Here is a 25,010-nt window from a genome sequence, read left to right as displayed (position 1 = left end):
TACTTACAACCTAAAGATTTTTATGAACTTGTAGTGGTGTAATGTTAGCCATTACTCATATTTCAATATTTAGTTATCATGGCTCGTATTTTACGGGCCATGATTGTTTAGTGGCCGGTCGTTGGTTCGTGAGACACGAACCATGACACTGATTCTATTTCAATTTCCAAATTAACTCATTTCCAAATCATCACATTATTTCAGTCTCCTGTTAATATAACTGCTATAATCGTTCAGCACCGGCTGGTAGCTGGTGTACATCAACGGTGAGGTAAGTAAAAAATCGGCCGATGCGCGGTTGCAGGCGGTAGGTATATTCCAGGTAGCGGCTACCCGTAACAGGGCTTTAATATCCGGGTCGTGTGGCTGGGCTTCCATGGGGTCCCAGAAAAATATCAGTACATCAATACGTCCTTCGGCGATGCCTGCACCGATTTGCTGATCACCACCCAGCGGACCGCTTAAAAAACGGGTAACCGGCTGGTCTAATGCACCTTCCAGTAAGGTACCGGTAGTGCCTGTGGCGTACAGTTCATGTTTGGTGAGTGCAGTTTTATTATATACGGCCCATTGAATCAGTTCATCCTTCATATTATCGTGCGCTACCAGGGCCACACGTTTTTTACTATCCATTGTACGGGCTGTTAACATATAAAAGTTTTGTTGCTAAGATAAGATATTCGAATTGACAATGGACAGTTGACAATTGACAATGCGCTATTCTTTCCGTTGATCATTTATTATCCGGGAACTCCATCATTCGCCATTCATCATTTGGAATTTGTACTTTTGATCTATTACTCTTCGCTATGGAACAAAACGATACCAAACGCCTGTCAAGGTTAACCGCCATATTAACCCTGCTGCAAACAAAAAGCCTGTTGACCTCAACGGAGCTGGCTAAAAAATTCGGGGTAAGTATCCGTACTATTTATCGTGATATCCGGGCGCTGGAAAGTTCCGGTGTGCCCATATTGACCGAAGAAGGTAAAGGCTATTCTTTAATGGAAGGGTATAAAGTGCCGCCGGTGATGTTTACGGAGGCCGAAGCCAATGCCCTGATCACGGCGGAAAAACTGGTGTTGCGTAACAAAGACGAATCTTTTGTAAAAAACTATTCCGATGCCATCAATAAAATAAAATCGGTACTGCGTTATAATACACAGAACAAGGTAAACTTTTTATCGTCGCGTATCTCCTTCTGGCGTGATCCCAACCAGGGCTCCACCAATTATTTATCAACCATACAGGTGGCGCTGACCGATTACCGGTTGGTAAAGATACAATACACCACACCGGATAAAAATGAGTGTACAGAAAGGCTGATTGAGCCTTTTGCCCTGTATAATACCAAGGAGAACTGGGTGTTGATCGCCTGGTGCCGCCTGCGCAAGGATTACCGGGAGTTCAGGCTGGACCGCATATCGCAGTTAATAACCCAGGATGAAACCTTTAAACCCCATGCATTGACCCTAAGCGAGTATTATACGCAGCGTATGGAGGGGCATGAAAAATACAATGAGTGGTTACAACGCACTAACAGCCTAGTCAATAACGCCTAATTTTTTCATGAGGAAGGATGCGCTGAGTTTGGTACAAACACCCTGTTTCAGTTTATAATCGAACAAGAGTTCATCGTTCACAATCTCCGATTCAAAACAATTGTTGCTGATATAACCCGGGTACTCCTGTATCAGGTCGGCCACTACCACATCGTGGGTGGCAATAATACCGCAGGCCTGCATACGCTGCAGTTTGCGTATTAAGCCAATGGTACCGTTGCGTTTGTCGTTACTGTTGGTGCCACGCAATATTTCATCTAACAATATAAAGGTCTTATTACCGGCCTCTAAATGCGCTATGATAGTTTCCAGTCTTTTTAACTCGGCGTAAAAGAAGGATTCGCTGTCCTGCAGGGAGTCGGTAATGCGCATGCTCACATACACATCGTAAGGATAAAATACAAAGCGTGTGGCACATACCATGCTGCCGCTGCGGGCCAGTAACAGGTTAACACCCAGGGTGCGCAAAAAAGTACTCTTGCCTGACATGTTAGATCCGGTCAATATCATAAACTTTTCACCGGCAAAGGAAACGCTGTTGGTCACTCTTTTTTCTTTACGTATCAGCAGGTGGCCCATATTATCGGCACTCAGGGTTTCGGTAGCGCTTAGTTCCGGTGTACAAAAATCAGGGTTGTTATGGGCAAGGTTGGCAAAACTGTTCAGGGCTTCCATATCACCCAGCAATTGCAGCCAGTCAAAAATTTTATTGCCGTTCTGTTCCTTCCATCTTTCCAGTTTGTATAAAACGTGTACATGAAATTGTACAATACCGTTCAATAAAATACTTACCAGTAAGTTCACTACTGTTTCTAAATAATTGAACAGGCTGGCCAGTGTGCCGATAGATTTTGAGGCTGTGCCCTGCTGGGTGGTAATGCGTTGCTGCCAGGCCTGTAATAAAGGCGATTCAAATTTTTCCTGCTCGATCAGCTTTAACTGCCCGGCATATTGCTGCAGCAATTTGTTTACTGAAGTAGACACGGATAAATGCGCTGCTATCTTACGGCCAAAGGCAAAGGAGATGATGAGGTTAACAACAAAGAGTACATAAAACAGGTCGGCGCCCTTATCATTGCCGGTAACAAAATAATATACCAGGCTGCCTACTGTTACCAGGGGGAAAAGCAGGAGGCTGTAATAAAGCGCTTTGTTGGTAAAGCCTACGGGAGATTGTATCCACGCTTTCAGGTCACGCAATTCCTTATCCTTTGTTTCGTGCATGCTGCCGTAGGCCTGCAGGTGTTGCCTGAATTCGATCTTGCCGCTTAACTCGGCAATAGCTTCCTGGCGTTGTTTAATGGCCGTAGTATCGGGGTGTAACAGGTTTTGTGCCAGTGCATCGCGGCCAAAAGCGGTGCTGCAGCGGTTGAGGTAGGCGTAGAGGCCTCGTTCGCCAAAAATATCCAGGTCGTAAGAATAGGGGTGGTGCGGATTGGCATATTCACCACCGCTTGCGTACATGGATGGTTCGCCGGAAAGAAAAGCTATTTCATCTTTATTAATACGCACAAGTGCCTTGTAAAAAGCAGTAATGCCTTCCAGTTTATCGTATAAGCGTACAATGAGCAGGAAGGCAATAAAAAAAACAACGGTGCCTGCAATGAACAGCGTATCGCCCGTTCGCATGCTTTTATACCCGCAATAAATAAAAGCGGCAAATAAAAACAGGCGTACAAAACTAAGTGCTCGTAAACGTTGGTTGAGTGTGCGGGCTTTTGCAGTATAGTTTTCCAGTAAGGACGTGTATGGGCTCAAAACAAAATCTTTTAATAAATAATTACTGCAATATAGTATGCAAACAGCATGCTGCCTTACAGTTCATCATCGCTTTCGTCCATTAAGCGAAAAACAGCCCCGTTCAATTCCTCGCTAATCTTCAGCTGGCAGGCCAGCCTGCTTTCCGGTGTAAGATCGGGCAGGGTGTCCAGCATATCATATTCAGCATCGCCAATGGCGGGGAGGTTATCAAAACCCTGCAATACCTGTACATGGCAGGTGGCACATAAGGCCATGCCGCCGCAGGTAGCCAGTATATTGTATTCGCTGGCCTTTAATGCTTCCATCAGGCTCAGACCCATATCATCGGGTATTTCTATTTCTTTCCGCTCACCATGTTTGTTCTCTACTGTAAAGGCAATGATATTCATGTTCGTGTATGCAGTTTGAAGCTGCAAATTACGCTAAATGAATAATAGTTCATGGTTAATGGCTGATAGTTCATAGGGAGTGAAGAATTATGAATGTTGAATTATGAATGATAAATTGGAGAAGTAATGAGTGTTCAATAGCATTCCTGCAGTTGAAGCGTGCGACGCAACGGCAGCAGATAAGCGTGATGAAGCTGGTAATATAATAAAAAACCCCTCATGATGAGGGGCTGTATGTTAGAATGCGTTTACTCCGTTTACGGTAGTGTATTTAAAGCTTAAGCGCTGATCGGGGAATACATGTTTAAAGGCGCTTTGCATCATAATGGCACCTTCATGAAAGCCGCAAAGTATCAGCTTCAGTTTACCGGTATAGGTATTGATATCTCCAATGGCATAGATACCTTCTACATTAGTGCTGTAGTCGGTGGTATCTACCGCAATCTGTGATTTATCAATTTGTAAGCCCCACTCGGCAATAGGTCCCAGTTTTGGACTTAACCCGAACAGGGGTATCAGGTGATCGGCTGCTACCACGCTGGCTGCGCCTTCGGTGGAGGTAATATGTACTTCTTTCAACTGGCCGTTACCGTCAATTTTGGTGATATTTGATTTCAGTACCAGGTCTATCTTGCCTTCCTTGGCCATTTCAAACACTTTTTCTGCACTATCGGGGGCTCCTCTGAAGGTTTCGCCACGGTGTACCAGGGTAACCCTTTCGGCTACATCGGATAAAAAGATGGTCCAGTCCAGGGCGCTGTCGCCACCGCCGGCCAGTACAATTTTTTTATTACGGAAATGTTCAGGATTTTTTACCATATAGGCTACACCTTTGCCTTCAAACTCCTCCAGTTTTTCAATGGCCGGTTTACGGGGTTCAAAGCTGCCTAAGCCTGCGGCAATAACAATTACCTTACAATGTATTTCGGTTCCCTCGTTGGTGCGCAGGATGAAGGACTTATCCTCCTGGCGGTTTACAGTTTCCACTCTTTCACCCAATGTAAAACTGGGTTTAAAAGGTTCTATCTGTTTCATCAGGTTATCTACCAGTTCCTGTGCGTTGATAGAAGGAAAGCCGGGTATATCGTAAATAGGTTTTTGCGGGTAAATCTCAGAAAGCTGGCCACCGATCTGGGGCAAGGCGTCTACCAGGTGGCAGCGCATTTTTAATAAACCTGCTTCAAATACGGCAAAAAGACCCACAGGGCCTGCTCCGATTATGCAAATATCTGTTTGTATCATAACGTATGAATGGCCGGGGCCATAATTAAAAAAGTAAAAGGTAGTGGCTTATCAATGTTGGTTTACAGTGCGTAGGCCGGTTTAACGATGTTACAGCGGGTGGCAAAACAATTGACCGGCTGTATGGGTTAATTTTTGCGCAAAGAAAATAATTTTTTGCTTCTTATCCGCACTTATGGTAAGAAACCGGCCCGGCAATACATAGATAAAAGGGGTATAAGGGCGGTACAACTAACAAAACGGCGACTTAAACAATTGTTTATTAACCCGATAGGCGGGCACATACCCGAAAAAACTTTTGCAACTGCTAACAAAAGCAAAACCAGGCATGGCCCATTAAGTTTATCGTTTTTAAACAAGCAATGCAAAACTAACAATATACCTAACTGATTGTTGGCCAAAGCGGGAAACATTTTTACGGTTTTGGAAAAGATAACAATGCGTTCATAAATACCATGTGCTGAGTAAAAAAAAGTCGTGTTGTAGAAACAACACGACTTGAATTTTAGAATCCCAATGTTACTGTTCTAAAAGATTGGATGAGCTGAAAATTTTCCACCGGCCTTTACGCCTGTATGGTATAGTGTAATACTAATAAACGTTAGTGTTTGGATTGCGACAGCGATATTTAGCTCCCCTGAGCAATGACAACACAAGTATCCTCCTTTTTTACAGGAAATAACCAAAACTATGGGGTAGTTTATGGGTAGTGGGGGTAAATATATCGGGTAGGTAGCGGGTAGGTAGGCCCGCCTGTATTGGGTTTCATCGAATTTCAGGTTGTTTGGGAGTAGTGCAATTATGTCATTCGCCGCGCAAAAAACAAGCCGTAAAAAGGGTGGAAAATTTAATATTATACATTTGATTTATATATAAATAAAACTAATCGTCGAACAAAAGTCGGTTTTGAGGAGTTTTTTAGCACATATTTTGAAATAGATTATATGATAACGGGACGGGTATTTTAGACGAGAGCGTTATTTTTGTTATCCGAAAAAGCAAAGTCCTCTACATTTTATGATCTATTTTCTGCACAGGTACCTCCTTTTCCTGATCCTTTTTTGTACGGGTACCGGTATGTATGCACAAACTGTTATAGCCCGGCAACTGGAAACGGAGGTGAACGAATTGAATAATGCTTCCAAATACGAGGAGGCCATTAAACTGGTGAACGATTTTATCGATAATCCCAAAAACGACGAATATAACCGCTACTACGCTTATAAGTACAAAGCACATACCTATAAAAGACTATTCAACTACCCAGAAGTATACAATAACCTTGACCTGGCCCTGGAGGCGGGAACCAAAACAAAACATAAGGATTCGGTGATCGCCTCCATTGAGGCCGAAAGAGCTTTTACCTTATTTGAGGAACAGTTGTTTGATGAGGCCCGCAAAAAGATGGATGCGTTGAAAAGCAATGGCTATGCTTACCTGCATGAAAGTGATAAGGCTTATATCATTATCCAGGAAGGATATTTTTTAATGAAAGACAAGCATTTCAGCCAGGCCGAAAACTACTATAATGAGGCGGAGAAATTATTATTTAAGGTATCTCCACGCAATACGCCGGTGGTATATGGTAAGTTTATTGATTTATACGGCATTACCGGGGATACGGTGAAACAGCAGGCTTATTTTAAAAAAGGTATTGCCGCGGCCGATGAACATGGCATATTGAAATATAAATTATACCTGTACGAGATCATGGCACATTATGCCCGTGTGAATGAACGGTATACCTATGCCGCTTTGTTACAGGATTCAATTAATAATATTGCTACCATTTACAATGCAAAACTATATAATGGCCGCCTGAGCCTGCTGGAGAAGGAGATGGACAGGCAAAAGGCCGACCTGGAAAAAGGGTATAATTATAAGCTGATCATTTTTCTCATTATCCTGACGGTTGTATTACTGGCCTTTGTTTTTTTACTCTTCAAATACAACCGCGTAAGCGTGGAAAAGAACCGTTTGTTACAGGCCGAGTATGATAAAATGAATACTGAACTGATCCGCCTGACACAGGAAATGCATAAAAAAGATGATGCGGCGGACAAATGGGAGAAATACAGTTTATCGGATCGCCAAAAAGAAATACTGGCCCTTTTACAGGCGGGTAAAAGCAATAAAGAAATAGCGGCTGAATTGTTCATTTCCGAAAACACGGTGAAGTTCCACATTAAAACCTTGTACGAAAAACTGAATATTGTCCGTCGTACCGATATTGCCAAAATGCATAACTAAGTACTACCTGTACCCGTTTGCGGAAAGCGACTTACCTTTGCGGGGCAAAAAAAGATTATGGCAGGGTATTATAAAATTGGTAAACTGGTGGCCGCACACGGATTAACGGGTGAGCTGGTACTGAAACATGAGCTGGGAAAGAAGAATGCTTTAAAAGGCGTGACCACCATTTTTATTGCAGATAAAAAGGATGGCTTTTTACCCTGGTTTGTAGAAGGCGCTGTGGCTAAAACTGCCGATGAAATATATTTGAAACTGGAAACCATTAACGACCGCGAAACAGCCCGCAAGCTTACACAGAAAGAAGTATGGTTACCGGAGGAGGATTTTAAAAAATCTGCCTCCAGCTCTTCTCCCGCTATGTTACTGGGTTATACCATTATTGATAACGGCAATGCTTTGGGCGAAATACTGGAGGTAATTGAACAGCCGCATCAATTGCTTTGCCGCCTGGAAATAAAGGGCAAGGAAGTATTGATACCCCTGCACCAGGAATCCTTAACACAAATAAATCATAAGAAAAAGCAGGTAATGGTGGAATTGCCCGATGGTCTGCTGGATATTTACCTGGGGTAAAGTAAAGATGTAAAAATAAAAACGGCTTATCGTTGACCGCTCGTTTTTTAATTTTTAATTCCCCTGCTTTAAGCTTTGAGCATTCGGCTTTAAGCTTTATCCCTACACCAACACTTCTTCAATCAGCTTAAAACCTTTTGCTGCCGTGGTTTTTTGCCATACAATTTCATAAATGGTATTGGCAATGGGTATTTCGGCGCCGATGGTCTCATTAATATTGTGGATACATTTACTGGCATGGTATCCTTCGGCCACCATATTCAGTTCCAGCTGAGCGGCCTGCACGGAGTAGCCTTTTCCCAGCATATTACCAAAGGAACGGTTACGGCTGTAGAGTGAATAGCAGGTTACCAGCAGATCACCTAAATAAACGGATGCGGCGTAACTCGGCATTTTGATATGGGTAACAGGATCTTCTTCGGTATGTTCGCCCACCACGATATGCTGGGCACCGAATTTTTTAAGAAAGCCCGCCATTTCATCGGCGCAGTTGGCAATAAATACGCTTAAAAAATTATCGCCGTAATCCAGGCCTTTTGCGATACCGGTACCTAAGGCATAAATGTTCTTTAATACGGCAGCATACTGTACACCCAGTATATCCTGGTTTACCACGGTGCGTATATAATCAACCGAAAAATAACCGGCAATGGTATGGGCGGTTTCCATGTCGTAACCCGATATGGTGAGGTAGGACAGCTTCTCAGCTGCTACTTCCTCCGCATGGCAGGGGCCTAAAATGGCAAAGTAGTTTTGTAAAGGAAAATTATAATAACGGTGTAAATAATCGTTCAGTAAAATATCATGACCGGGCACCAGGCCTTTAATGGCCGAAATGATCTTTTTATTTTCCAGGTCTGCAGGGGTTAATAATTCCAGGCAGCCGGCCACATAAGCCGAAGGAACGCCTAATACCAATACATCGGACTGCTGTACTACGGTTTTAATATCCGAAGACAGGGTTACCTGTTGCATGTTGAAGTTTACCGAGGGCAGGTAGTGTGGGTTATGCCCTTTTTGCTGCATGAGTGCAATGTTCTCCTCGTTACGCATCCACCAGTTAATAGGGTGGCCGCTGTCAGTCAAAATTTTTGCCAATGCAGTAGACCAGCTACCGCTGCCAATAATGCCAAGCTTAATCATTACAACTGGTTTGTTCCGCCGCAAAAATAACCTTTTAACCGTCAATAGAAATTCTTTGTTTACAATTTCTGTTGGCATTGTTATTGAATGGGTGTAGAAAAAAAACTATGAGTAACACAAGTAAAAACATTCATGAAAGTGCAGCAGATGCCGCAGCAAAAATGAACGCGGCCGCCGCGGATGCCAATGAAAAAGCGTCATCGGCCTTTGATAAAATAAAAGATAAAGCCGAGGATATCTGGGATTCGGTGGAAGACAAAGCCGAAGATTTCTGGGAAAAGATCCAGGCCAAAACGGGCTGGACCGATGAGAAGATAGATGCCCTGAAAGCAAAATCGGAAAATGCCTGGAAGGATTTAAAAGCCGAAGTAAGTACCTGGGATGATGAGGCCAAAGAAAAATGGAATGAGTTTAAAGTGAAGGCTTCAGGTTTTTGGGCAAGGATGAAAGATAAGTTTGATGGTGACGATAACGATGATAAAAAAGAGAAACCTGAAACGGCCTAAAAGTATTGATTGATGGTAGCTAAAGCAGTTGTGTTTGTAAAAGACCGGCTGCTTTTTTTTGTACTTTGGTATGCCAAGATTCTTACACATGTATAACAATTTTCAACATAGTGCAACCGGAGCTGTTGTCAGGTTTTGCGTCACCTCGACGCAGGAGAGGTCTCCCCGTCGTTACTAACCTGACTGTAAAAGACACCTCCGGCTGTCGGCATGACATATACATTGTTTAATTTTACTGTTATAAGAAGAATGATACTATACAGATGTTTTATTAGCAGTTGTTGTAACAGGGGGTGCCGGCTTTACACCATATTGTTTTACCAGTACTAAATACAAACCTCCGGCAATACTACCTGCAACACCATACCACGCATCTGTTATGTCCCTTGTGTTAAGTACAGGAATAAATAATTCATAAATGACATTTACTACCATTACTGTTAACGCCAGGAATAACAGGGGTTTGATGCCAACGCCCATTAATATCCATATATAACCCACCACGATTATTAATAACATGCTGATGGAAAAGTTGGATACATGCAAATAAAATTCCGGTAAAAAGTCATTTAAATAATCCAGGCGGATGGAGGTCTTTTTCCGGCCCAGGATCAGGAAGATATTAAGCCCCAGCATCAGTAAATAGGTAAGGGTAGTGATAACCCCGGGGACGTATTTCATTTTATCCTGCATCGTAGTCATACTAAGTATAATGATGCTTAAAGATAAGGGTAAGGTCTTACCGGCATACATTTTTAGCTTAAATGTGTACTTTATACATATTAATTACGTATCTTACTATCCTAACGATTTAATAACCTTCAACATTTCCTTGCTATGAGAAATTTTTTTACCCCTTTACGGGTGTTGCAGGCTTGCCTCCTGTTTATTGTCACCCTCTTATTTATTACGCCGGTATCGGCACAAAAAGTTAAAAAAGTAGTGCTCCAGGCTTTCTGGTGGGATTACTGGAACAGTAATTTCCCGGCATCATGGGCCAATTATCTTACTGAAATGGCGCCCCGTTTGAAAAGTATGGGCATTGATGCCGTATGGATACCCCCCAGTTATAAGAACGGTGGTGTGAACTCGGTGGGTTATTCCCCTTTTGATCATTACGACCTGGGTGATAAATATCAAAAACCCGATAGTTACTGGACCGGCCAGGGCAGGGCCACTACCACCCGTGTAGGTACAAAAGATGAGTTGTTACGTATGATAGCCGTACTACATGCCAACGGTATTGAAGTGATACAGGATATTGTATTGAACCATGTGGACAATGCCGGTTCGGGTACAGGAAACGGCGGCCAGGATACTGAAGGCACTTACTCCATGGCTACCAACAGCGGTTATAAAAATTTCAGGTATGTAAGTTATGCCACACCGGCCGGTGATGAAAGTACCACGGATTACTGGAGCCGCTCCGGCCGCTGGTCAAAGAACTATCAGAATTTTCACCCGCATGTAAACCATAATTCCGTTTCAGATGCTATGACCTCCTCCTACTGGGGGCCGGATATTTGTTTTGGCAGCGATTGCCCGGTAGGTACATCCGGCTCTTACCTGATCAACGGGGCCTGTACCGTAACCGGTGGTTATGGTGTAAGCAGTAATATAACCGGTTACAACCCCACACAGGCTTCCGGTTATATGCGTAATCAATCACGTGACTGGATCATGTGGTTCAAAAAACAAACCGGTGTGGATGGTTTTAGATGGGATGCCGTAAAACATTTTGATATACATACCCAGCAGGACCTGAGTTATAACCTGAAGTATAATTTACCGGCTTTTGCCAAAGGTGGTGATGAAATGATAAATGTAGGTGAGTTTGTAGGTGGTAAAGGAGAGCTGGACCGTTATACCGACCATGTGTACCAGGCCAATAGCGGCAATAATTTTTTAATGGGCACTTTTGATTTTGGATTAAGGGCCTATGATGGCGATGGCGCTATTAAAGCCATGACCGATGGCGGTGGCTTTTATGATATGTGGAAGCTGGCCGGGGCACAACAAAGCTGGCGTTATACCGACCAGGGTGGTAAACGTATACACCGTACCATGCCTTTTGTAAACAACCATGATACTTACCGCCCTACGGTTGATGGCAGCGGTAATATTACCGGCTGGAATACCGGCAGTGAGTTGTCGCCGCATATTGAACCGGGTAATAGCAGGCTGCCTTTATCTTATGCTGTTATTATGAGTGTGGATGGTAACCCGCAGTTGTTTTTTGAAGATGTGTTTAATATTTACAGCACGGGTAAAAGGTTTTCGCATTTACCTACCAGCACTACTGACCTGCCTGTGAATGCTGCCATTAATAAAATTATATGGGCACACCAGGTATTGGGTTTTAAAGAGGGTGATTTTAAAGTACGTTCCGCTGATGCATCGGCTTACTGGCCCAGTGGTAACAGTGCCAACGATTTGTTGATTGTGGAGCGCAGCGGTAAGGCGTTGATTGGTATGAACGACCGGGGCGATAGCGGTGGCTGGCAACAGGCCTGGGTAGACAGTGATTTTCCCGTGGGTACGGTATTGAAAGATTACAGCGGCGCCAACGGTACCAGTACCTATACCGTTCCATCTGATAAAAGAGTGCTGGTAAATACACCGCCGGTAGTGCCGGGCAGTGGCTGGTATGGTTATAGCATATGGGCGCCGGTGGGTTTTGATAATGCGGTGTACACCCCTTCACGCAGTGCGCAAACCACGCAGGAGTGGGAAATGGCCAACGACCTTGGCGATAGCCATTGCTCATCATTAGGATATGGCGGCGCTTTACCAGCCAACAGTACCAACCAGCGTGTGGCCGGTAAAATTTTTGCCGCAGCGGGTCAAACGGTAACCTATAAAATATTCCCGGAAGTAGATGGGGTGAATGTAACCGGTTTATTATCGGACCTGGATGGTATTACATTAGCCACCGGTAATGGCGCTACTACGGCGGCATCGCCATTGACCATTACGTACACACCGGGCGCTGATACCTGGATAGTGGTGAAAGTGCGTCATACCAATAACACACAGGCGGCGCAAAAATTATGGTGTAATGTAAGTTATACAGCGCCGCAGGTCGTGAACACAAGGTTAAGTACCAGTAGTCCCGCATTACGGGTAAGTATCTGGACCGGAAACGGCGGCAACAGTAATATGACGGATTGCCGGAACTGGGAGGAAGGTAAACTGCCGGACAGTTTAACCAGTGTGCGGGTACCGGCTAATGCAGGTGTTATGCCGGTGGCCAATGCGGCCATGGCCTGCAAGGACCTTTGGGTAGAAACGGGAGCCACTTTAACCAGGAACGGCCTCTTATCTGTTGTTGGCAGTGTTAGCGGTGGTGGTACAGTGATCAGTACAGAGGAGATGAACGGGATAGTTATGACGAACAGGGAAGCCGGTTTAAACCGGCAGGAAATAGCGATCACTGCTTTTCCTAATCCCTTTACCGATGACCTTAAGCTGAGCAGTAATATAGCTATTACGGAACCGGTGATCGCACAGGTATACGATGCCCGCGGCAGGGCGGTGGTGAGCTACCGCGGCAGTTTTGCACAGGTGAGTAACAGCATGAGATCGTGGTTTAAAACGCAGGCGCCTGGCATGTACCTGTTACAGTTAAAAACCGGTACATATAACGAGACCATTAAACTGTTGAAGAAATAATATCCAATCCATAATAATAATACGGGGGCAAAGGGGCTCCCGTTTTTTATTTGTAACAACCGGGGAAGGAGAACAGATGAATTATGTACTGCTGCTGAAGGGCTGCCCGACTGGCAGTAGTAGCTGCAATGTTACTGGTTGGAATAGGGAATGGTATGCTGACATTGCACTACTACAGAAGGCGGGAACAATAGCTGACAGCTGTATTGCCGTACAAAGCCCCAAAAAAAACGTCATCTTTTCAAAAGATGACGCTGGTGTATAAGTTTATCTTTTTTCAAAAAACAACAATCTTCTTTTACGCGGTTTAACCTGGTAATTTGTTTTTACATAGTGCCGTATATGGTCCATCGCTTCATCAAAGTCGTCGGTCAGCAATACCAAATTCATATCCTCGGGTGAGATGGTGCCACGTTTAGCCATATCTTCCATGGTATCCCATAGTTGTTTATAAAACTCTTTGCCAAATAAAACAATGGGGAACTGTGTGATGGTTTTTGTTTGCACCAGGGTAAGGGTTTCAAAAAACTCATCCATAGTGCCAAAGCCGCCGGGCATGATAATGAAGGCATAGGAGTATTTAACCAGCAATACCTTACGGACAAAAAAATGTTCGAAGGTGATAGACTTATGAATATAAGGATTGACGTGTTGCTCAAAAGGCAGTAATATATTGCAGCCTACAGACTGGCCGCCGTTTTCAAAAGCACCACGGTTGGCCGCTTCCATAATGCCGGGACCACCGCCGGTTAGGGTAGTAAAACCCATGCCGGCAATGCGTTTGCCAAATTCAACTGCCTGTTTGTAATAAGGGTGATCTTCTTTAAACCTGGCCGAGCCGAATACCGTAATACAGGGGCCGACAAAGTGTAAGGTACGGAACCCTTTTATAAATTGTTTAAACACACGGAATGCAAAACTTAACTCGTAACCTCTGCTTTTGGGCCCATCTAAATACACATGTTCTTTCGCCGGAATGATCCTTTCGTTCTCTTGCATAGTACTATTTTAGTAAACGATAAAAATATAACATTTCAAAAGAAAATAGAGGGTTATACCCAATATTTTCCGTGATAAACAGGCATGATTTACCGGGCTGTGACCCGGGCTGAACGATAACATAACAGCACAACATATTTTAATGAAATTTGGTTTGAAAGCCATGAAATTATCCTGTACTTTTAAGGCCAAACTTTTATTATGCGTATTATAAGTTATAATGTGAACGGTATACGTGCTGCCATTAAAAAAGGTTTTATTGACTGGCTGCAAACCAACCCGGCCGATATTATTTGTATACAGGAAACCAAGGCGGCCCAGCAGGATGTGGATGTAACGGCTATTGCCGAATTAGGTTATGATAGTTACTGGTATAGTGCCCAAAAGAAAGGGTATAGCGGCGTGGCCGTGTTCACCAAAATAAAACCCGATAATATAGTATTTGGTACCGGCCATAAAGTAAGTGATGATGAGGGCAGGGTGATACAACTGGATTTTGGAGATATAAGGGTGGTGAACGCTTATTTCCCCAGTGGTACATCGGGCGATGAACGCCAGACCTTTAAATACGAATGGCTGGCAGAGTTTCATACTTATTTAAAACAGCTGCAGAAGAAACATCCTAAAATTATTTTGTGCGGTGATTATAATATTGCGCATAACGAAATTGATATTCACGACCCCAAGGGAAATAAAAAGTCTTCGGGGTTTCTGCCGGAGGAAAGAGCCTGGATGACGGATTTTTTGGGCGCAGGATGGATAGATACTTTCAGGGTGTTTCACCAGGAGCCGCACCGTTACAGCTGGTGGAGCCAGCGTTTTCCATCGGTACGTTTAAATAATAAAGGCTGGCGTATTGATTATATTACGGCAACGGAACCTTTACGTAACCGCTTAAAGGATGCGGAGATATACCCGGATGTAAAACACTCGGATCACTGCCCGGTTTATTTAGAGTTAAGTTAATTAAGTACAGGACGATAAAAAAGGAATATGATTGTATATAATGTGACCACCAAGGTTGATCATAGTATAGCGGTATTATGGCTTAACTGGATGAAACAGGAGCATATACCCGAGATAATTGCCACGGGTTGTTTTACCCATGCTACTATTTTACACATGATTGAAACGGATGAAACGGACGGGCTTACCTATGCTGTACAATATCATGCGGAGAGTAAGGCCCTATATAACCGGTATATTAAAGATTTTGCTACGGCGCTGAGTAATAAAGCCACATCCAAATGGGGCAATAAATACATTGCTTTCAGATCGGTTTTACAGATTGTGAATTGATTGTGCATAATAATATATTTTATTTTGCTATGTCAAATACAACCTTATATTTCGCTGGAATGCTTGCCAGCAGTACGTTTCAGGTAGGTACAGGCTGTAATGCAGTGTTGGCAAGGGTTTTAATATTCAAGGGGATTTTTACGAAGTAATATTTGAACAGCGGTTTTTTATATAATGCTTGCCTGTTGCGGTTTTGAGCGGTATAAGTGCATAAAATAAAAATGAAATATTTTTTTGTTGCTATTAAAAACCTTCTAAATTTGTTTTTGTTACTAAAACATAAAACAATAATATCATGAACAAAGCTGATTTGATCGCTAAACTTGCTGATGATGCAGGAATTACAAAAACGCAGGCTAACGCAGCATTAGATTCTTTTGTGGAAGCAGTTACAAAAACTTTGAAAGGTGGTGGTAAAGTTACTTTAGTTGGTTTCGGTACTTTCTCTGTATCAAAAAGAGCTGCCCGTAACGGTCGTAATCCTCAAACTGGCGCAGTTATCAAAATCAAAGCACGTAAAGTGGCTAAATTTAAAGCAGGTAAAGAATTGTCTGCAAAAATCTAACTTTTGTCAGTTTTTTCATAAAAGCCCCAATACTCTTGGTATCGGGGCTTTTTTTACGGTAAAAAATGTACCTTTGCGGTATTCTTGATCATTAATTAAAAGTATTTATGGGACGCGGAGATAAAAAAACTGCAAAAGGTAAAAGATTTAAGGGCTCATTTGGTAAGTCACGCCCTGCTAAAGTTGTAAAAGCAAAAGCTGCAACTGCCGAAAAAAAGGCCTAAGTTTTTTATAACTGAACTTTGTGAACCTGCCTGCACCATGGTGCTGCGCAGGTTTTTGGTTTTATTAAAGCGGAAAGCTTAAAGCTGAAGGCCTAAAGCCTAATGCTTTAAGCTTTTAAGTTGCCAGGCGCTCAATCAACCAGCTACCATCGATTTTTGACTGTACCAACTGAGCTCTCCTGTTTCTCTGCTTTTATCAATTTTCCTTCAGTTCGTAGATTATGCTGTTTTGAGGATAACGGGTAGAGTAAATGACAGTTAATGTATCTCCAATTCGGTATTTATTTTCTTTGTCTGTTTCACTGAATGTTGAAAAACTGGTTCCATCAACAATATAGTTGCACCTCAATAACCATTTTGGATTTTTTTTATCGTCATCATACCATTTTTTATAAACGATACCTTTTGTCATTTGTCCATGCAATGCGAGGTCATTTTCCTTTTTAAATTGCTGGAAGAAAACATAAGATAGAAGAAAAATTGCAATAGAAGCAGCAGTGATTCCACGCCTAACAAGTTTTGGATGAACATCACGAACATTAAATGAAAATTGTAATAATAGCAAGTATAAAACAACAGGTTGAGCAAAAACTATGATAACCAATGGGATATAGGCTAAGCTACCCCGGGAATAAACAATTTTATCGGTTGTGCCAACAAAACACAATAAAAGAAATAGTCCTATGTATAGGGAAATGAGAAGTTTTCGCATTAAGATGGTTAATTATGAGTGTAAAGGAATTGGTGCTACCGAACTGAACTCCTCATTTTCAACGTTGCTCACAAAATAAGTTAAAGCTTAAATAATTAAGGGGCCAGGCGTTCAATCAACCAGCTGCCATCAGTTTGCAGGCTGTATTGCAGGCGGTCGTGCAGGCGCGAAGGGCGGCCCTGCCAGAACTCCACGGTAACCGGCTTTACAATATAACCACCCCAATGCTCCGGGCGGGTTACCATAGTGGGGTTGTTTTTCGCACCCTCTTCCATCTGTTGGTAGGCCGTTTCTAAAACCCTGCGGTTGGGAATAACGGTGCTCTGGGCCGAGATATTGGCGCCGATCTGGCTGCCAACAGGCCGTGAATAGAAATATTCATTACTGTCTGCCTCGCTGGTTTTACTTACCAGGCCGGTAATACGCACCTGGCGCTCCAGCTCCTTCCAGAAGAAAACCAGGCAGGCTTTGGGGTTTTCTGCTAATTGCTGTCCTTTAAAACTATTGTAGTTGGTATAAAAGGTAAATCCATCCGGGGTTACATTTTTTAGCAACACTATCCTGGCGGCCGGTACACCATCGGCCGAAGCAGTGGCCAGGGTCATGGCATTTACTTCACTTAACTCTGCCTTGATGGCTTCGTTCCACCATATACCAAACTGTTCAATAGGATTGCTTTTTACATCAGTTTCCAGTAAGGTTTTTTTGCTGTAGTTAAGGCGGATATTGGCAATGGACTCGTTCATAACAGATGATTTGTACAAAGGTAAAATATGCTGTACGAAATACAGACATGATGTTGGTCATAAAAAAAACGCCATAACTGATGTTATGGCGTTAAGAATAATTCATCCTGTTAATATTATTGTCCTAACTGGTTGCTTTTACCTTTTTGAATTTTACGTACCTGTGTAGTACCACCGCCGTCCAGGGTCAGGTTCACCGGCTTATTGGTTTTCCAGGCACCACGGGTAAAGTCGGGAATATCCACTGTTTTGGATCTTTTCTTTACAGAGGTAACGCTTAACGCAAAGATAGAGCTCCAGCTGGCCGCGTCATATACATCCTGGTCAAGTGGTAAGCCATTGCGTAAACAGTCGATCAGGCGCCAGTCCATGATAAAGTCCATACCGCCATGGCCGCCTACTTCCTTGGCTATTTCACCGATATGTTTAACAATAGGTGGTGTATACTTTTTCTCCAGCTCATCAAATTCCTCTTTTTTCAGCCAGCTGTGACCAAATGCTATACGTGCCGGGCCGGGGTATTTTTGTGCCACGCCTTTGGTGCCGCTTAACAGGTGTAAACGGGAGTAAGGACGTATGGTAGACACATCATGTTGTATCATCATGGTTTTACCCAGGTCGGTACGGATGATGGTAGTATTCATATTACCGCGGTATGGCTTGTCGGTATACTCGGCAAAGAAACTATCACTGGCGGCTCTTTCTCTGGCCATATTGTTCAGTACAAAATCGTTGGAGCTCATACTAACCAGGTGGTCCATTTTATCGCCACGGTTAATATTTAAACACTGGGCAATGGGTCCCAGGCCGTGCGTAGGGTAAAGGTTACCGTTACGTTTAAAGTTTTCTTTTAAACGCCACATATCAGCATAGGCGTTTTTATTAAATAACCAGTCCTTGCTCAGATCGTGGATATAAGCGCCTTCGGCATGTACCAGTTCGCCAAACATTCCCTGGCGGGCCATGTTAAGGGTTAATAATTCAAAGAAATCGTAACAGCAGTTCTCCAGCATCATACAATGTTTCCTGGTTTTCTCTGAAGTTTCTACCAGTTCCCAGCACTGATCGATAGTAAGGCCGGCATTCACTTCTACGGCAGCATGTTTATCGTTACGCATGGCCGCTAAACAAATAGGAGTGTGTAACTCCCATGGTGTTACATTATATACCAGGTCAATATCGTTGCTTTCGCATAATGCTTTCCATCCGTCTTCGCCGCTGTATTCTTTTGCTTTGGGACGGCCCAGTCTTTCCAGTGTTTTTTGTGCTTTGGCTACACGGTCAGGGTATTTATCACAAAGAGAAACGATCTCTACCCCGTCAATATAAGCCAGGCGTTCTACTGCGCCGGAACCACGCATACCCAGGCCCACAATCCCTACACGTACCACATTCAGTTTGGGTGCGGCATAACCACACATATTAAAGCGTTGTTTCTTTTTTTGCAGTTCAACACTTCTTTCAAACTCTTCTTCAGTAATAGTAAGGCTGTTGGAAAAGGCAGGAACACCGGTAGCAAGCATACCACCACCAATGGCCAACCCTCTCAAAAATTTTCTGCGATCAGTACCCATAGCGTAGTTTATTTTTTATTTGTCGCAATATCCTTAATAATACCGTAACATATTGTCAAATGCAAAATTTGGACAAACGTTTGAACGCCTGTTTTTTGAAAATAATTAAGATAAATGAAGCTTTTTAAGGAGAAAGAAGAAGTTGAAGCAGCGTGTTTTTACTCACCGGCAAATACGCAAACGTTTTACAAGTGAAAGTGAGTGGTTAATGGTTCAAGGTTAATAGTTCAGGATACCGAACAATATGTGGCGCAGTATTTTGTACACTGCTGACTTTCCAAATTCCGGACTTTCTAACTTATGGCAGGGTTTTTCAGTTACGGCGGATATGGCAGTGACCCTGCCAGCGACCATGTATTTCATTCTACCACCTGTAGGTGGGCGGCTTTTAAAAAACATCCTACTATTAATTACCGGTTGGAATTAAAAGAAAAAAGAAGAACTTTAAAGAATTAAACCTGACCTTCTGCTTATGAAAAGGAAAAGCCCAATGGCTTACATTATTGTATGCTGCCTGTTGCTGTTACGTAGTACAGTACAGGCACAGGTGTCTTATCCCGGCGTATCTGTTGCCCTTACAAAAGATAATAAAGTAATACCTACTAAAGACCATGGTACAGGGTCTGTTGTTACACAATTACTGGTGAATGAACATCCCGGTTTTTGTATCGTATTCCATAATAAAGTTAGTTTTCATGAACCGGAAGAAGTGATCCATCATATCCGGTTTTATGCCCCTCAACCCGTGCAGCCATCGTAACTGTTTTGGATGCTTTTAAACTCATTTTATCGAAATAAATTCACCATAACAATAACCTGTTTAAACAATAACATCAACCCAATACAATGTCGCCATTACAACCAATTGCATCCCGGGAAAGGGAAATATTCATGGATGTCTTAAGAGGCTTTGCTATCCTGGGCATATTCATTGCCAACCTGAATGGCTTTTCATGGTATTTTCCTGAATCCGGGAATACGGGTCCCTGGTTGCTTCCCGAGGCAGACCATGTCATGTCCTTCCTGCATCATGTATTTATTGAGGGAAAGTTTTACACCATTTTTAGCCTGCTTTTTGGCTGGGGTATTGCTTTACAGCTAAAAAGAGCAGCAATGAAAAACGTCAATGCAGTACCGTTAGTAAAAAGAAGATTGACCTGGATGCTGTTGCTGGGTGCTGTACATTTAATAATATGGCCCGGTGATATTGTTTTCTTTTACGCCTTACTGGGATTTATTTTATTGCCCATGCGCAGGTTTTCGGACAAAACATTGGTGATAACTGGTGTAATACTGATTCTTTCACCCATTGCCATTTATGCGGCTAAATCGTACTGGACCATATTAAACGCCCCGGCAGGTCTTATGTTTGAAACGGGCACAAAAGTGATGAAAAATATGAACGGGGTGACTATTCAAACAGATGCGGAAATAGCCGCTTACCTGAAAACTGCCAGTTGGTGGGAGGTATTTAAGGTAAATGTGTCCGGCTTTTTTTACCGTTATGGTTATTTGTTTTTTGTCAGCAGGGTGCCGAAAGTGCTGGGTGTTTTCCTCATCGGGTTTGCTCTTGGCCGCTCCGGCTTTTATAACAATATTAAGCAACATAAAAAGACGCTGTATATTATTATTGCGACGGGCCTGGTGATAGGCCTGCCGGCTAATTATATGCTTGCCCGTTATATGTCTTACTATATGGATGATTACTGGCAATTGAACATAAAAGGGCTTTTTCAAACCATTGCTTATGCGTTAGGGGTGGTACCCCTGGCGTTTACTTATGTCGCCATATTTATGCTCTTATTTCAAAAAAAGAGAGCAGCAGGTATTTTGTCCGTATTGGCGCCGGTGGGAAAAATGGCTTTTAGTAACTACCTCCTGCAAAGCTTTATCGGAAGTTTTGTATTCCTTGACGCCGGACTGGGTTATATAGGCGAGGTAGGTCCGGTGTATTATACCGTTTTTGGTGTGCTGGTATTTATTGGCCAGGTGTTATTAAGCCATTGGTGGCTTACTTACTTTAATTACGGACCGGTTGAATACCTGTGGCGGAGCGCTACCTATAAAAAATGGCAGCCTTTTAAAAAATAACGGCAACAGGCATCACCCCGACAAAACAGTATGAGACGCAGCTTTTTGAATAGTGCAATTAATAACTAAAATGAACCCAACATGATAAACAAATACCTTTTTTGCCATGGTTGCGCTGATGACCGTTATCGCGGGTAGGGCACAAACCTATACTACCAATGTAACGGTAGCCGATGTAGAAAAACAAAAACTGTTAACCGGCCAGGCAGTTATCATCACCAATGATATTATTACCAAAGTTGAACCGGGAAAGGCATTGGTTCTGGCCCGGGCCTGAGTTGCGAAACTGTAAAACGCAGGGAAGAGCGTTAAAAGTGGAAAGTATTGAAAGGGAATTTACACGGTTTATTATTACTTTGCCGGTATAATTCCTTTACCAACAGGCATGTACTATGGTTTTACATACAATACTGGTTATTATTCTATTATTTAACCTCCGAAAACAGACTAAGGGCAAGAGTGAGCTGGAGCAATGGGACCGGCTTATTACCGCCGGTATTGCGCTGAGTGCCGGTTTATTTGTGCTCAGCACCGTATGGCACCGTGCAGAGGGACTGCTGATCGTACTCAGTTATGCTTTAACGGCAACAGTGGTATACACGGTATATACCAATGCACTGTTCTCATCCTGGCGGCCACTCATCAATGCCTTTCTGCCGTTGATAGCGCTGAATTTTGTGGAAGATATGCTGTCGTTAATTGACAGGGAATTTTATAAATCCTGGCGTAATTACCTGGAAGGGGCGGAGTTGCTGGCGCTTATCTGGATGGTGGCCATGCTGATCACTAATAACAAGCAACGCAAAGCCCTGGAGAAAGAACGGCGGATTAATGAAGAAAAAGAAAAGGAATACCGGATATCCGAACAGCTAAAAGCACAATTGGAAGTGCAGGTACAGGAACGTACGGCCGAAATCACCCGCCAGAAAGAAGCATTGCAAAAAACCCTTCATGAACTGGAAGCTACACAAAGCCAGTTGATACATGCCGAAAAAATGGCCAGCCTGGGTGAGCTGACTGCCGGCATTGCGCATGAGATACAAAACCCGCTCAATTTTGTGAACAACTTTTCCGAGATCAATGCAGAACTTTTGGCTGAAATGAAAGTAGCTATTGACAACGGGGATTACGAAGAGGTAAAGGCTCTGGCCAATGACGTGGCGGATAATGAACAGAAAATAAATTTACATGGTAAAAGGGCGGACAGTATTGTAAAAGGTATGTTGCAACATAGCCGTGCCAGCACGGGGCAGAAAGAACTCACGGATATCAATGCCCTTTGCGATGAATGCCTGCGCCTTTCCTACCATGGCCTGCGGGCAAAGGATAAAACCTTTAACGCCGGCTTTGAAACAAAATTTGATGAGCAGTTGCCTAAAATAAATGTATTACCCCAGGAAGTTGGCAGGGTAATATTAAACCTTTGTAATAATGCTTTTTATGCTACCAATGCCAAAAAGCAAACGGCCGGCAGCGATTACAAGCCCGTAGTAACTATTGAAACCAGCTCCCGGCCTGATAAAAGTATTGAGATAAAAGTAAAAGATAACGGTGCCGGCATCCCTGCGTCTGTTATCGATAAAATATTTCAGCCCTTTTTTACCACCAAGCCAACCGGGCAGGGTACGGGCCTGGGACTGAGTATGAGTTACGATATCATTACCAATGCGCATCAGGGTAGTTTACAGGTACAATCACAGGAAAATACAGGTACTACATTCATCATTACCCTGCCAAATACAAATTCTTAAAACATGAACATATTGGTTGTAGACGACGAAAGAGATGTACAGACTTTATTTGAACAAAGGTTTCGTAAAGAGATAAGGAATAAGGAACTTAATTTTGCATTTGCTTTTTCAGGGGAGGAAGCGCTGGATTATCTTAACCGGCACGATCATGAAGCGGTACTTATTTTATCGGATATTAATATGCCCGGTATGAGCGGGCTGGAACTGCTGGACCGTATCAAGAAAAAATATGCTACCCCTCCGCCACGGGTCATGATGATTACCGCTTACGGCGACGCAGAAAGTTTTAATACCGCCAAAGCGCTGGGCGCCGACGATTTTTTGACCAAGCCCGTTGATTTTATTGCCCTGAAGGACAAACTTAAAAATATTGAAGCATGACCAAGATCTTAGTGGCCGACGATGAGGCAGACCTGGAAGTACTGATCAGGCAAAAATTTCGGAAGAAAATAAGAGAACAGCAATACGAGTTTGTATTTGCCAGCAATGGTAATGATGCCCTGGATAAAATTCAGCAGCACCCCGATATTGATATACTGTTAAGTGATATTAATATGCCGGAGATGGATGGGCTGACCCTGCTGAGTAAATTGAATGAATCCAACTCCCTCATCAAATCGGTGATCGTATCGGCTTATGGCGATATGGAGAATATCCGTACAGCCATGAACCGTGGCGCCTTTGACTTTATTACCAAGCCCATCAATTTTGAAGACCTGTCGCTGACCGTGGAAAAGACCCTGGCGCATGTATTACAGGTAAAAGAAACCCTGAAAGCCATTAAGGAAAACAATATCCTTAAAATGTACGTGGATGAAACGGTGCTTAAATTCATGGGCGGCCGGGAATTTGAATCGGCTTTAATGGCTAATGAAACCATTGAGGCAACGGTGGTATTCATTGATATCTGCAGCTTTACGGCCATCAGTGAAACCGAATCACCGGATACAGTGGTAAAGCTGCTGAACAGTTATTTTGATGTAATGGTGAAGGAGATCATTGCCCAGGGTGGTTATATCGATAAATTTATTGGCGATGCGGTAATGGCTGTGTTCCGCGGCGACTATCACCTGGACAGGGCCATTGAAGCCAGCCTGGCCGTAAGGGCCAAAGTATCCGGCTTGCCGGTGTCAGGCACGGCTTTCTCACCCAAGGTTTCCATTGGTATTAACAGCGGCGAAATGATCTCCGGTAATATTGGCTCGGTGAATTTAAAACGGCTTGATTACACGGTTATCGGGGATGTGGTGAATACCGCGCAAAGGCTGCAGGCTACGGCCAAAGAAAACGAGATCATTATTAACGAAACCGCCTACCAAAAGGTAAAGGACTCCTTCAATTGCCAAAAGGCCGGGGAGGTAGCATTAAAAAATAAAACAGGGTTAACCAATATCTATAAGGTAATGGATTAAACCGCTAATTAGTTTTTGGGGTTTGTCGGCAACCGTACATCCCTCATCGTCCCTTGCGTCGCACACTTCGGCTGTATATCGTTAATCAGCACGGTGCCTCGCAAGGGATTTTTGTTTCTTTCAAGCCGGGTCTCCTGCGGGAGACCCGGCGTAAAATGAGCTGCGTTTTCCGTCATGCCGACGCAGGAGGCACCTCCAGCCCATGTAGGTTTGTTATTATTCAGGAGACCTCTCCTTCGTCGGGGTGACGGTGATTATTACCGGGGTAACCTTGTTATCTCCCGGCTGCTTTTGATGCCAGCGGCATCATATATTTATAACACCCTACCGTCAATGAATCCCGACCCCAGCGGGGTCGCATATAAATGTGCTAATAGCTAAAAGAAAAGGACCCATTGCAAGATACCCGGCAGTAAAAAACTGCTGCACAAAGAACCGAACGATGAAGAGTGCGACGCAACTACTGCTGACCGGTGGTACTACAGCCGGCAACAAAAAACTTATGGAACAATGGTAAAGGATTTAAACAATTTTTA

At 43.3% G+C, this 25,010-nt stretch carries 26 protein-coding genes; 16 read left to right on the top strand and 10 right to left on the bottom strand.

Features of this window, described 5'->3' with window-relative positions:
* Positions 1–195: 195 nt before the first annotated feature.
* A complete protein-coding gene (locus ACFS6H_RS02385) occupies positions 196–633 on the bottom strand; it encodes a methylglyoxal synthase (RefSeq protein WP_386094841.1) in 438 nt (145 codons plus the stop codon).
* A 176-nt stretch (positions 634–809) separates the two neighbouring features.
* Here ACFS6H_RS02385 and ACFS6H_RS02380 point away from each other — a divergent pair, with 176 nt between their 5' ends.
* Positions 810–1,562 carry a helix-turn-helix transcriptional regulator gene (locus ACFS6H_RS02380; RefSeq protein WP_386094839.1) on the top strand — a complete coding sequence of 251 codons (753 nt, stop codon included), beginning with the start codon at positions 810–812 and terminating at the stop codon, positions 1,560–1,562.
* Here the strand turns inward: ACFS6H_RS02380 and ACFS6H_RS02375 are convergent.
* From ACFS6H_RS02375 to ACFS6H_RS02365, 3 genes are all read right to left on the bottom strand, one after another.
* Positions 1,545–3,320: a MutS-related protein gene (locus ACFS6H_RS02375; protein ID WP_386094837.1), complete on the bottom strand. Its 1,776-nt coding sequence runs from the start codon at positions 3,318–3,320 to the stop codon at positions 1,545–1,547. The genes ACFS6H_RS02380 and ACFS6H_RS02375 overlap by 18 nt on opposite strands.
* 56 nt (positions 3,321–3,376) lie before the next feature.
* Positions 3,377–3,712, bottom strand: coding sequence for a 2Fe-2S iron-sulfur cluster-binding protein (locus ACFS6H_RS02370; RefSeq protein ID WP_386094836.1), 336 nt, complete (start codon positions 3,710–3,712; stop codon positions 3,377–3,379).
* A gap of 237 nt (positions 3,713–3,949) precedes the next feature.
* On the bottom strand, positions 3,950–4,954 hold the full coding sequence (locus ACFS6H_RS02365; RefSeq protein ID WP_386094834.1) for an NAD(P)/FAD-dependent oxidoreductase: 1,005 nt from the start codon (positions 4,952–4,954) through the stop codon (positions 3,950–3,952).
* Positions 4,955–5,971: 1,017 nt separating this feature from the next.
* On the opposite strand from ACFS6H_RS02365, the gene ACFS6H_RS02360 reads away from it, so the two are divergent.
* Both ACFS6H_RS02360 and rimM read left to right on the top strand, forming a co-directional pair.
* Complete coding sequence (locus ACFS6H_RS02360; protein ID WP_386094832.1) at positions 5,972–7,204, top strand: helix-turn-helix transcriptional regulator; 1,233 nt, start codon at positions 5,972–5,974, stop codon at positions 7,202–7,204.
* 57 nt (positions 7,205–7,261) lie between these two features.
* Positions 7,262–7,780, top strand: coding sequence for a ribosome maturation factor RimM (gene rimM, locus ACFS6H_RS02355; protein WP_386094830.1), 519 nt, complete (start codon positions 7,262–7,264; stop codon positions 7,778–7,780).
* A 102-nt stretch (positions 7,781–7,882) separates the two neighbouring features.
* On the opposite strand, the gene ACFS6H_RS02350 is transcribed toward rimM, so the two are convergent.
* Complete coding sequence (locus tag ACFS6H_RS02350) at positions 7,883–8,923, bottom strand: NAD(P)H-dependent glycerol-3-phosphate dehydrogenase (protein ID WP_386094828.1); 1,041 nt, start codon at positions 8,921–8,923, stop codon at positions 7,883–7,885.
* Positions 8,924–9,030: 107 nt separating this feature from the next.
* Here ACFS6H_RS02350 and ACFS6H_RS02345 point away from each other — a divergent pair, with 107 nt between their 5' ends.
* Positions 9,031–9,429, top strand: coding sequence for a hypothetical protein (locus tag ACFS6H_RS02345; RefSeq protein ID WP_386094826.1), 399 nt, complete (start codon positions 9,031–9,033; stop codon positions 9,427–9,429).
* Positions 9,430–9,684: 255 nt separating this feature from the next.
* Here the strand turns inward: ACFS6H_RS02345 and ACFS6H_RS02340 are convergent, their stop codons facing one another.
* Positions 9,685–10,131 (bottom strand): hypothetical protein, encoded by a 447-nt coding sequence (locus tag ACFS6H_RS02340; protein ID WP_386094824.1) that lies wholly within the window; start codon positions 10,129–10,131, stop codon positions 9,685–9,687.
* 135 nt (positions 10,132–10,266) lie between these two features.
* Here ACFS6H_RS02340 and ACFS6H_RS02335 point away from each other — a divergent pair, with 135 nt between their 5' ends.
* A complete protein-coding gene (locus ACFS6H_RS02335) occupies positions 10,267–13,101 on the top strand; it encodes an alpha-amylase family glycosyl hydrolase (RefSeq protein ID WP_386094822.1) in 2,835 nt (944 codons plus the stop codon).
* Between the two features lie 267 nt (positions 13,102–13,368).
* Here the strand turns inward: ACFS6H_RS02335 and ACFS6H_RS02330 are convergent, their stop codons facing one another.
* Positions 13,369–14,100 (bottom strand): LOG family protein, encoded by a 732-nt coding sequence (locus tag ACFS6H_RS02330; RefSeq protein WP_386094820.1) that lies wholly within the window; start codon positions 14,098–14,100, stop codon positions 13,369–13,371.
* Between the two features lie 201 nt (positions 14,101–14,301).
* Here ACFS6H_RS02330 and ACFS6H_RS02325 point away from each other — a divergent pair, with 201 nt between their 5' ends.
* From ACFS6H_RS02325 to ACFS6H_RS02310, 4 genes are all read left to right on the top strand, one after another.
* Complete coding sequence (locus ACFS6H_RS02325) at positions 14,302–15,066, top strand: exodeoxyribonuclease III (protein ID WP_386094818.1); 765 nt, start codon at positions 14,302–14,304, stop codon at positions 15,064–15,066.
* A 27-nt stretch (positions 15,067–15,093) separates the two neighbouring features.
* Positions 15,094–15,399 (top strand): DUF4286 family protein, encoded by a 306-nt coding sequence (locus ACFS6H_RS02320; RefSeq protein ID WP_386094816.1) that lies wholly within the window; start codon positions 15,094–15,096, stop codon positions 15,397–15,399.
* A gap of 295 nt (positions 15,400–15,694) precedes the next feature.
* Positions 15,695–15,964 carry an HU family DNA-binding protein gene (locus ACFS6H_RS02315; protein WP_386094814.1) on the top strand — a complete coding sequence of 90 codons (270 nt, stop codon included), beginning with the start codon at positions 15,695–15,697 and terminating at the stop codon, positions 15,962–15,964.
* Between the two features lie 107 nt (positions 15,965–16,071).
* Complete coding sequence (locus ACFS6H_RS02310; RefSeq protein WP_386094812.1) at positions 16,072–16,188, top strand: 30S ribosomal protein THX; 117 nt, start codon at positions 16,072–16,074, stop codon at positions 16,186–16,188.
* Between the two features lie 196 nt (positions 16,189–16,384).
* On the opposite strand, the gene ACFS6H_RS02305 is transcribed toward ACFS6H_RS02310, so the two are convergent.
* From ACFS6H_RS02305 to ACFS6H_RS02295, 3 genes are all read right to left on the bottom strand, one after another.
* Positions 16,385–16,900 (bottom strand): hypothetical protein, encoded by a 516-nt coding sequence (locus ACFS6H_RS02305; RefSeq protein WP_386094810.1) that lies wholly within the window; start codon positions 16,898–16,900, stop codon positions 16,385–16,387.
* Between the two features lie 95 nt (positions 16,901–16,995).
* Positions 16,996–17,646 carry a pyridoxamine 5'-phosphate oxidase gene (gene pdxH / locus ACFS6H_RS02300; protein WP_386094807.1) on the bottom strand — a complete coding sequence of 217 codons (651 nt, stop codon included), beginning with the start codon at positions 17,644–17,646 and terminating at the stop codon, positions 16,996–16,998.
* A 116-nt stretch (positions 17,647–17,762) separates the two neighbouring features.
* On the bottom strand, positions 17,763–19,220 hold the full coding sequence (locus ACFS6H_RS02295; RefSeq protein WP_386094804.1) for a Gfo/Idh/MocA family oxidoreductase: 1,458 nt from the start codon (positions 19,218–19,220) through the stop codon (positions 17,763–17,765).
* Positions 19,221–19,520: 300 nt separating this feature from the next.
* Here ACFS6H_RS02295 and ACFS6H_RS02290 point away from each other — a divergent pair, with 300 nt between their 5' ends.
* The 7 genes from ACFS6H_RS02290 (at position 19,521) to ACFS6H_RS02260 (ending at position 24,474) form a co-directional block, all read left to right on the top strand.
* Positions 19,521–19,676 carry a hypothetical protein gene (locus ACFS6H_RS02290; RefSeq protein ID WP_386094801.1) on the top strand — a complete coding sequence of 52 codons (156 nt, stop codon included), beginning with the start codon at positions 19,521–19,523 and terminating at the stop codon, positions 19,674–19,676.
* Positions 19,677–19,692: 16 nt separating this feature from the next.
* Positions 19,693–19,980 (top strand): hypothetical protein, encoded by a 288-nt coding sequence (locus ACFS6H_RS02285; protein WP_386094799.1) that lies wholly within the window; start codon positions 19,693–19,695, stop codon positions 19,978–19,980.
* A gap of 86 nt (positions 19,981–20,066) precedes the next feature.
* Positions 20,067–21,311: a DUF418 domain-containing protein gene (locus ACFS6H_RS02280; protein WP_386094796.1), complete on the top strand. Its 1,245-nt coding sequence runs from the start codon at positions 20,067–20,069 to the stop codon at positions 21,309–21,311.
* Between the two features lie 106 nt (positions 21,312–21,417).
* The gene (locus ACFS6H_RS02275; protein WP_386094793.1) at positions 21,418–21,588 is read left to right on the top strand and encodes a hypothetical protein; all 171 of its coding nucleotides are present in this window, start codon (positions 21,418–21,420) and stop codon (positions 21,586–21,588) included.
* Between the two features lie 115 nt (positions 21,589–21,703).
* Positions 21,704–23,062, top strand: coding sequence for a sensor histidine kinase (locus tag ACFS6H_RS02270; protein ID WP_386094790.1), 1,359 nt, complete (start codon positions 21,704–21,706; stop codon positions 23,060–23,062).
* Positions 23,063–23,065: 3 nt separating this feature from the next.
* On the top strand, positions 23,066–23,443 hold the full coding sequence (locus tag ACFS6H_RS02265; protein WP_386094787.1) for a response regulator: 378 nt from the start codon (positions 23,066–23,068) through the stop codon (positions 23,441–23,443).
* Positions 23,440–24,474, top strand: coding sequence for a response regulator (locus ACFS6H_RS02260; RefSeq protein WP_386094784.1), 1,035 nt, complete (start codon positions 23,440–23,442; stop codon positions 24,472–24,474). Before ACFS6H_RS02265 ends, ACFS6H_RS02260 begins: the two co-directional genes overlap by 4 nt.
* Positions 24,475–25,010 lie beyond the last annotated feature (536 nt).

The sequence above is a fragment of the Terrimonas rubra genome (assembly GCF_042686025.1).
Lineage (GTDB): Bacteria > Bacteroidota > Bacteroidia > Chitinophagales > Chitinophagaceae > Terrimonas > Terrimonas rubra.
The sequence above is the reverse complement of the archived record's forward strand: the minus strand, read 5'-3'. Positions and strand labels throughout refer to the sequence as shown.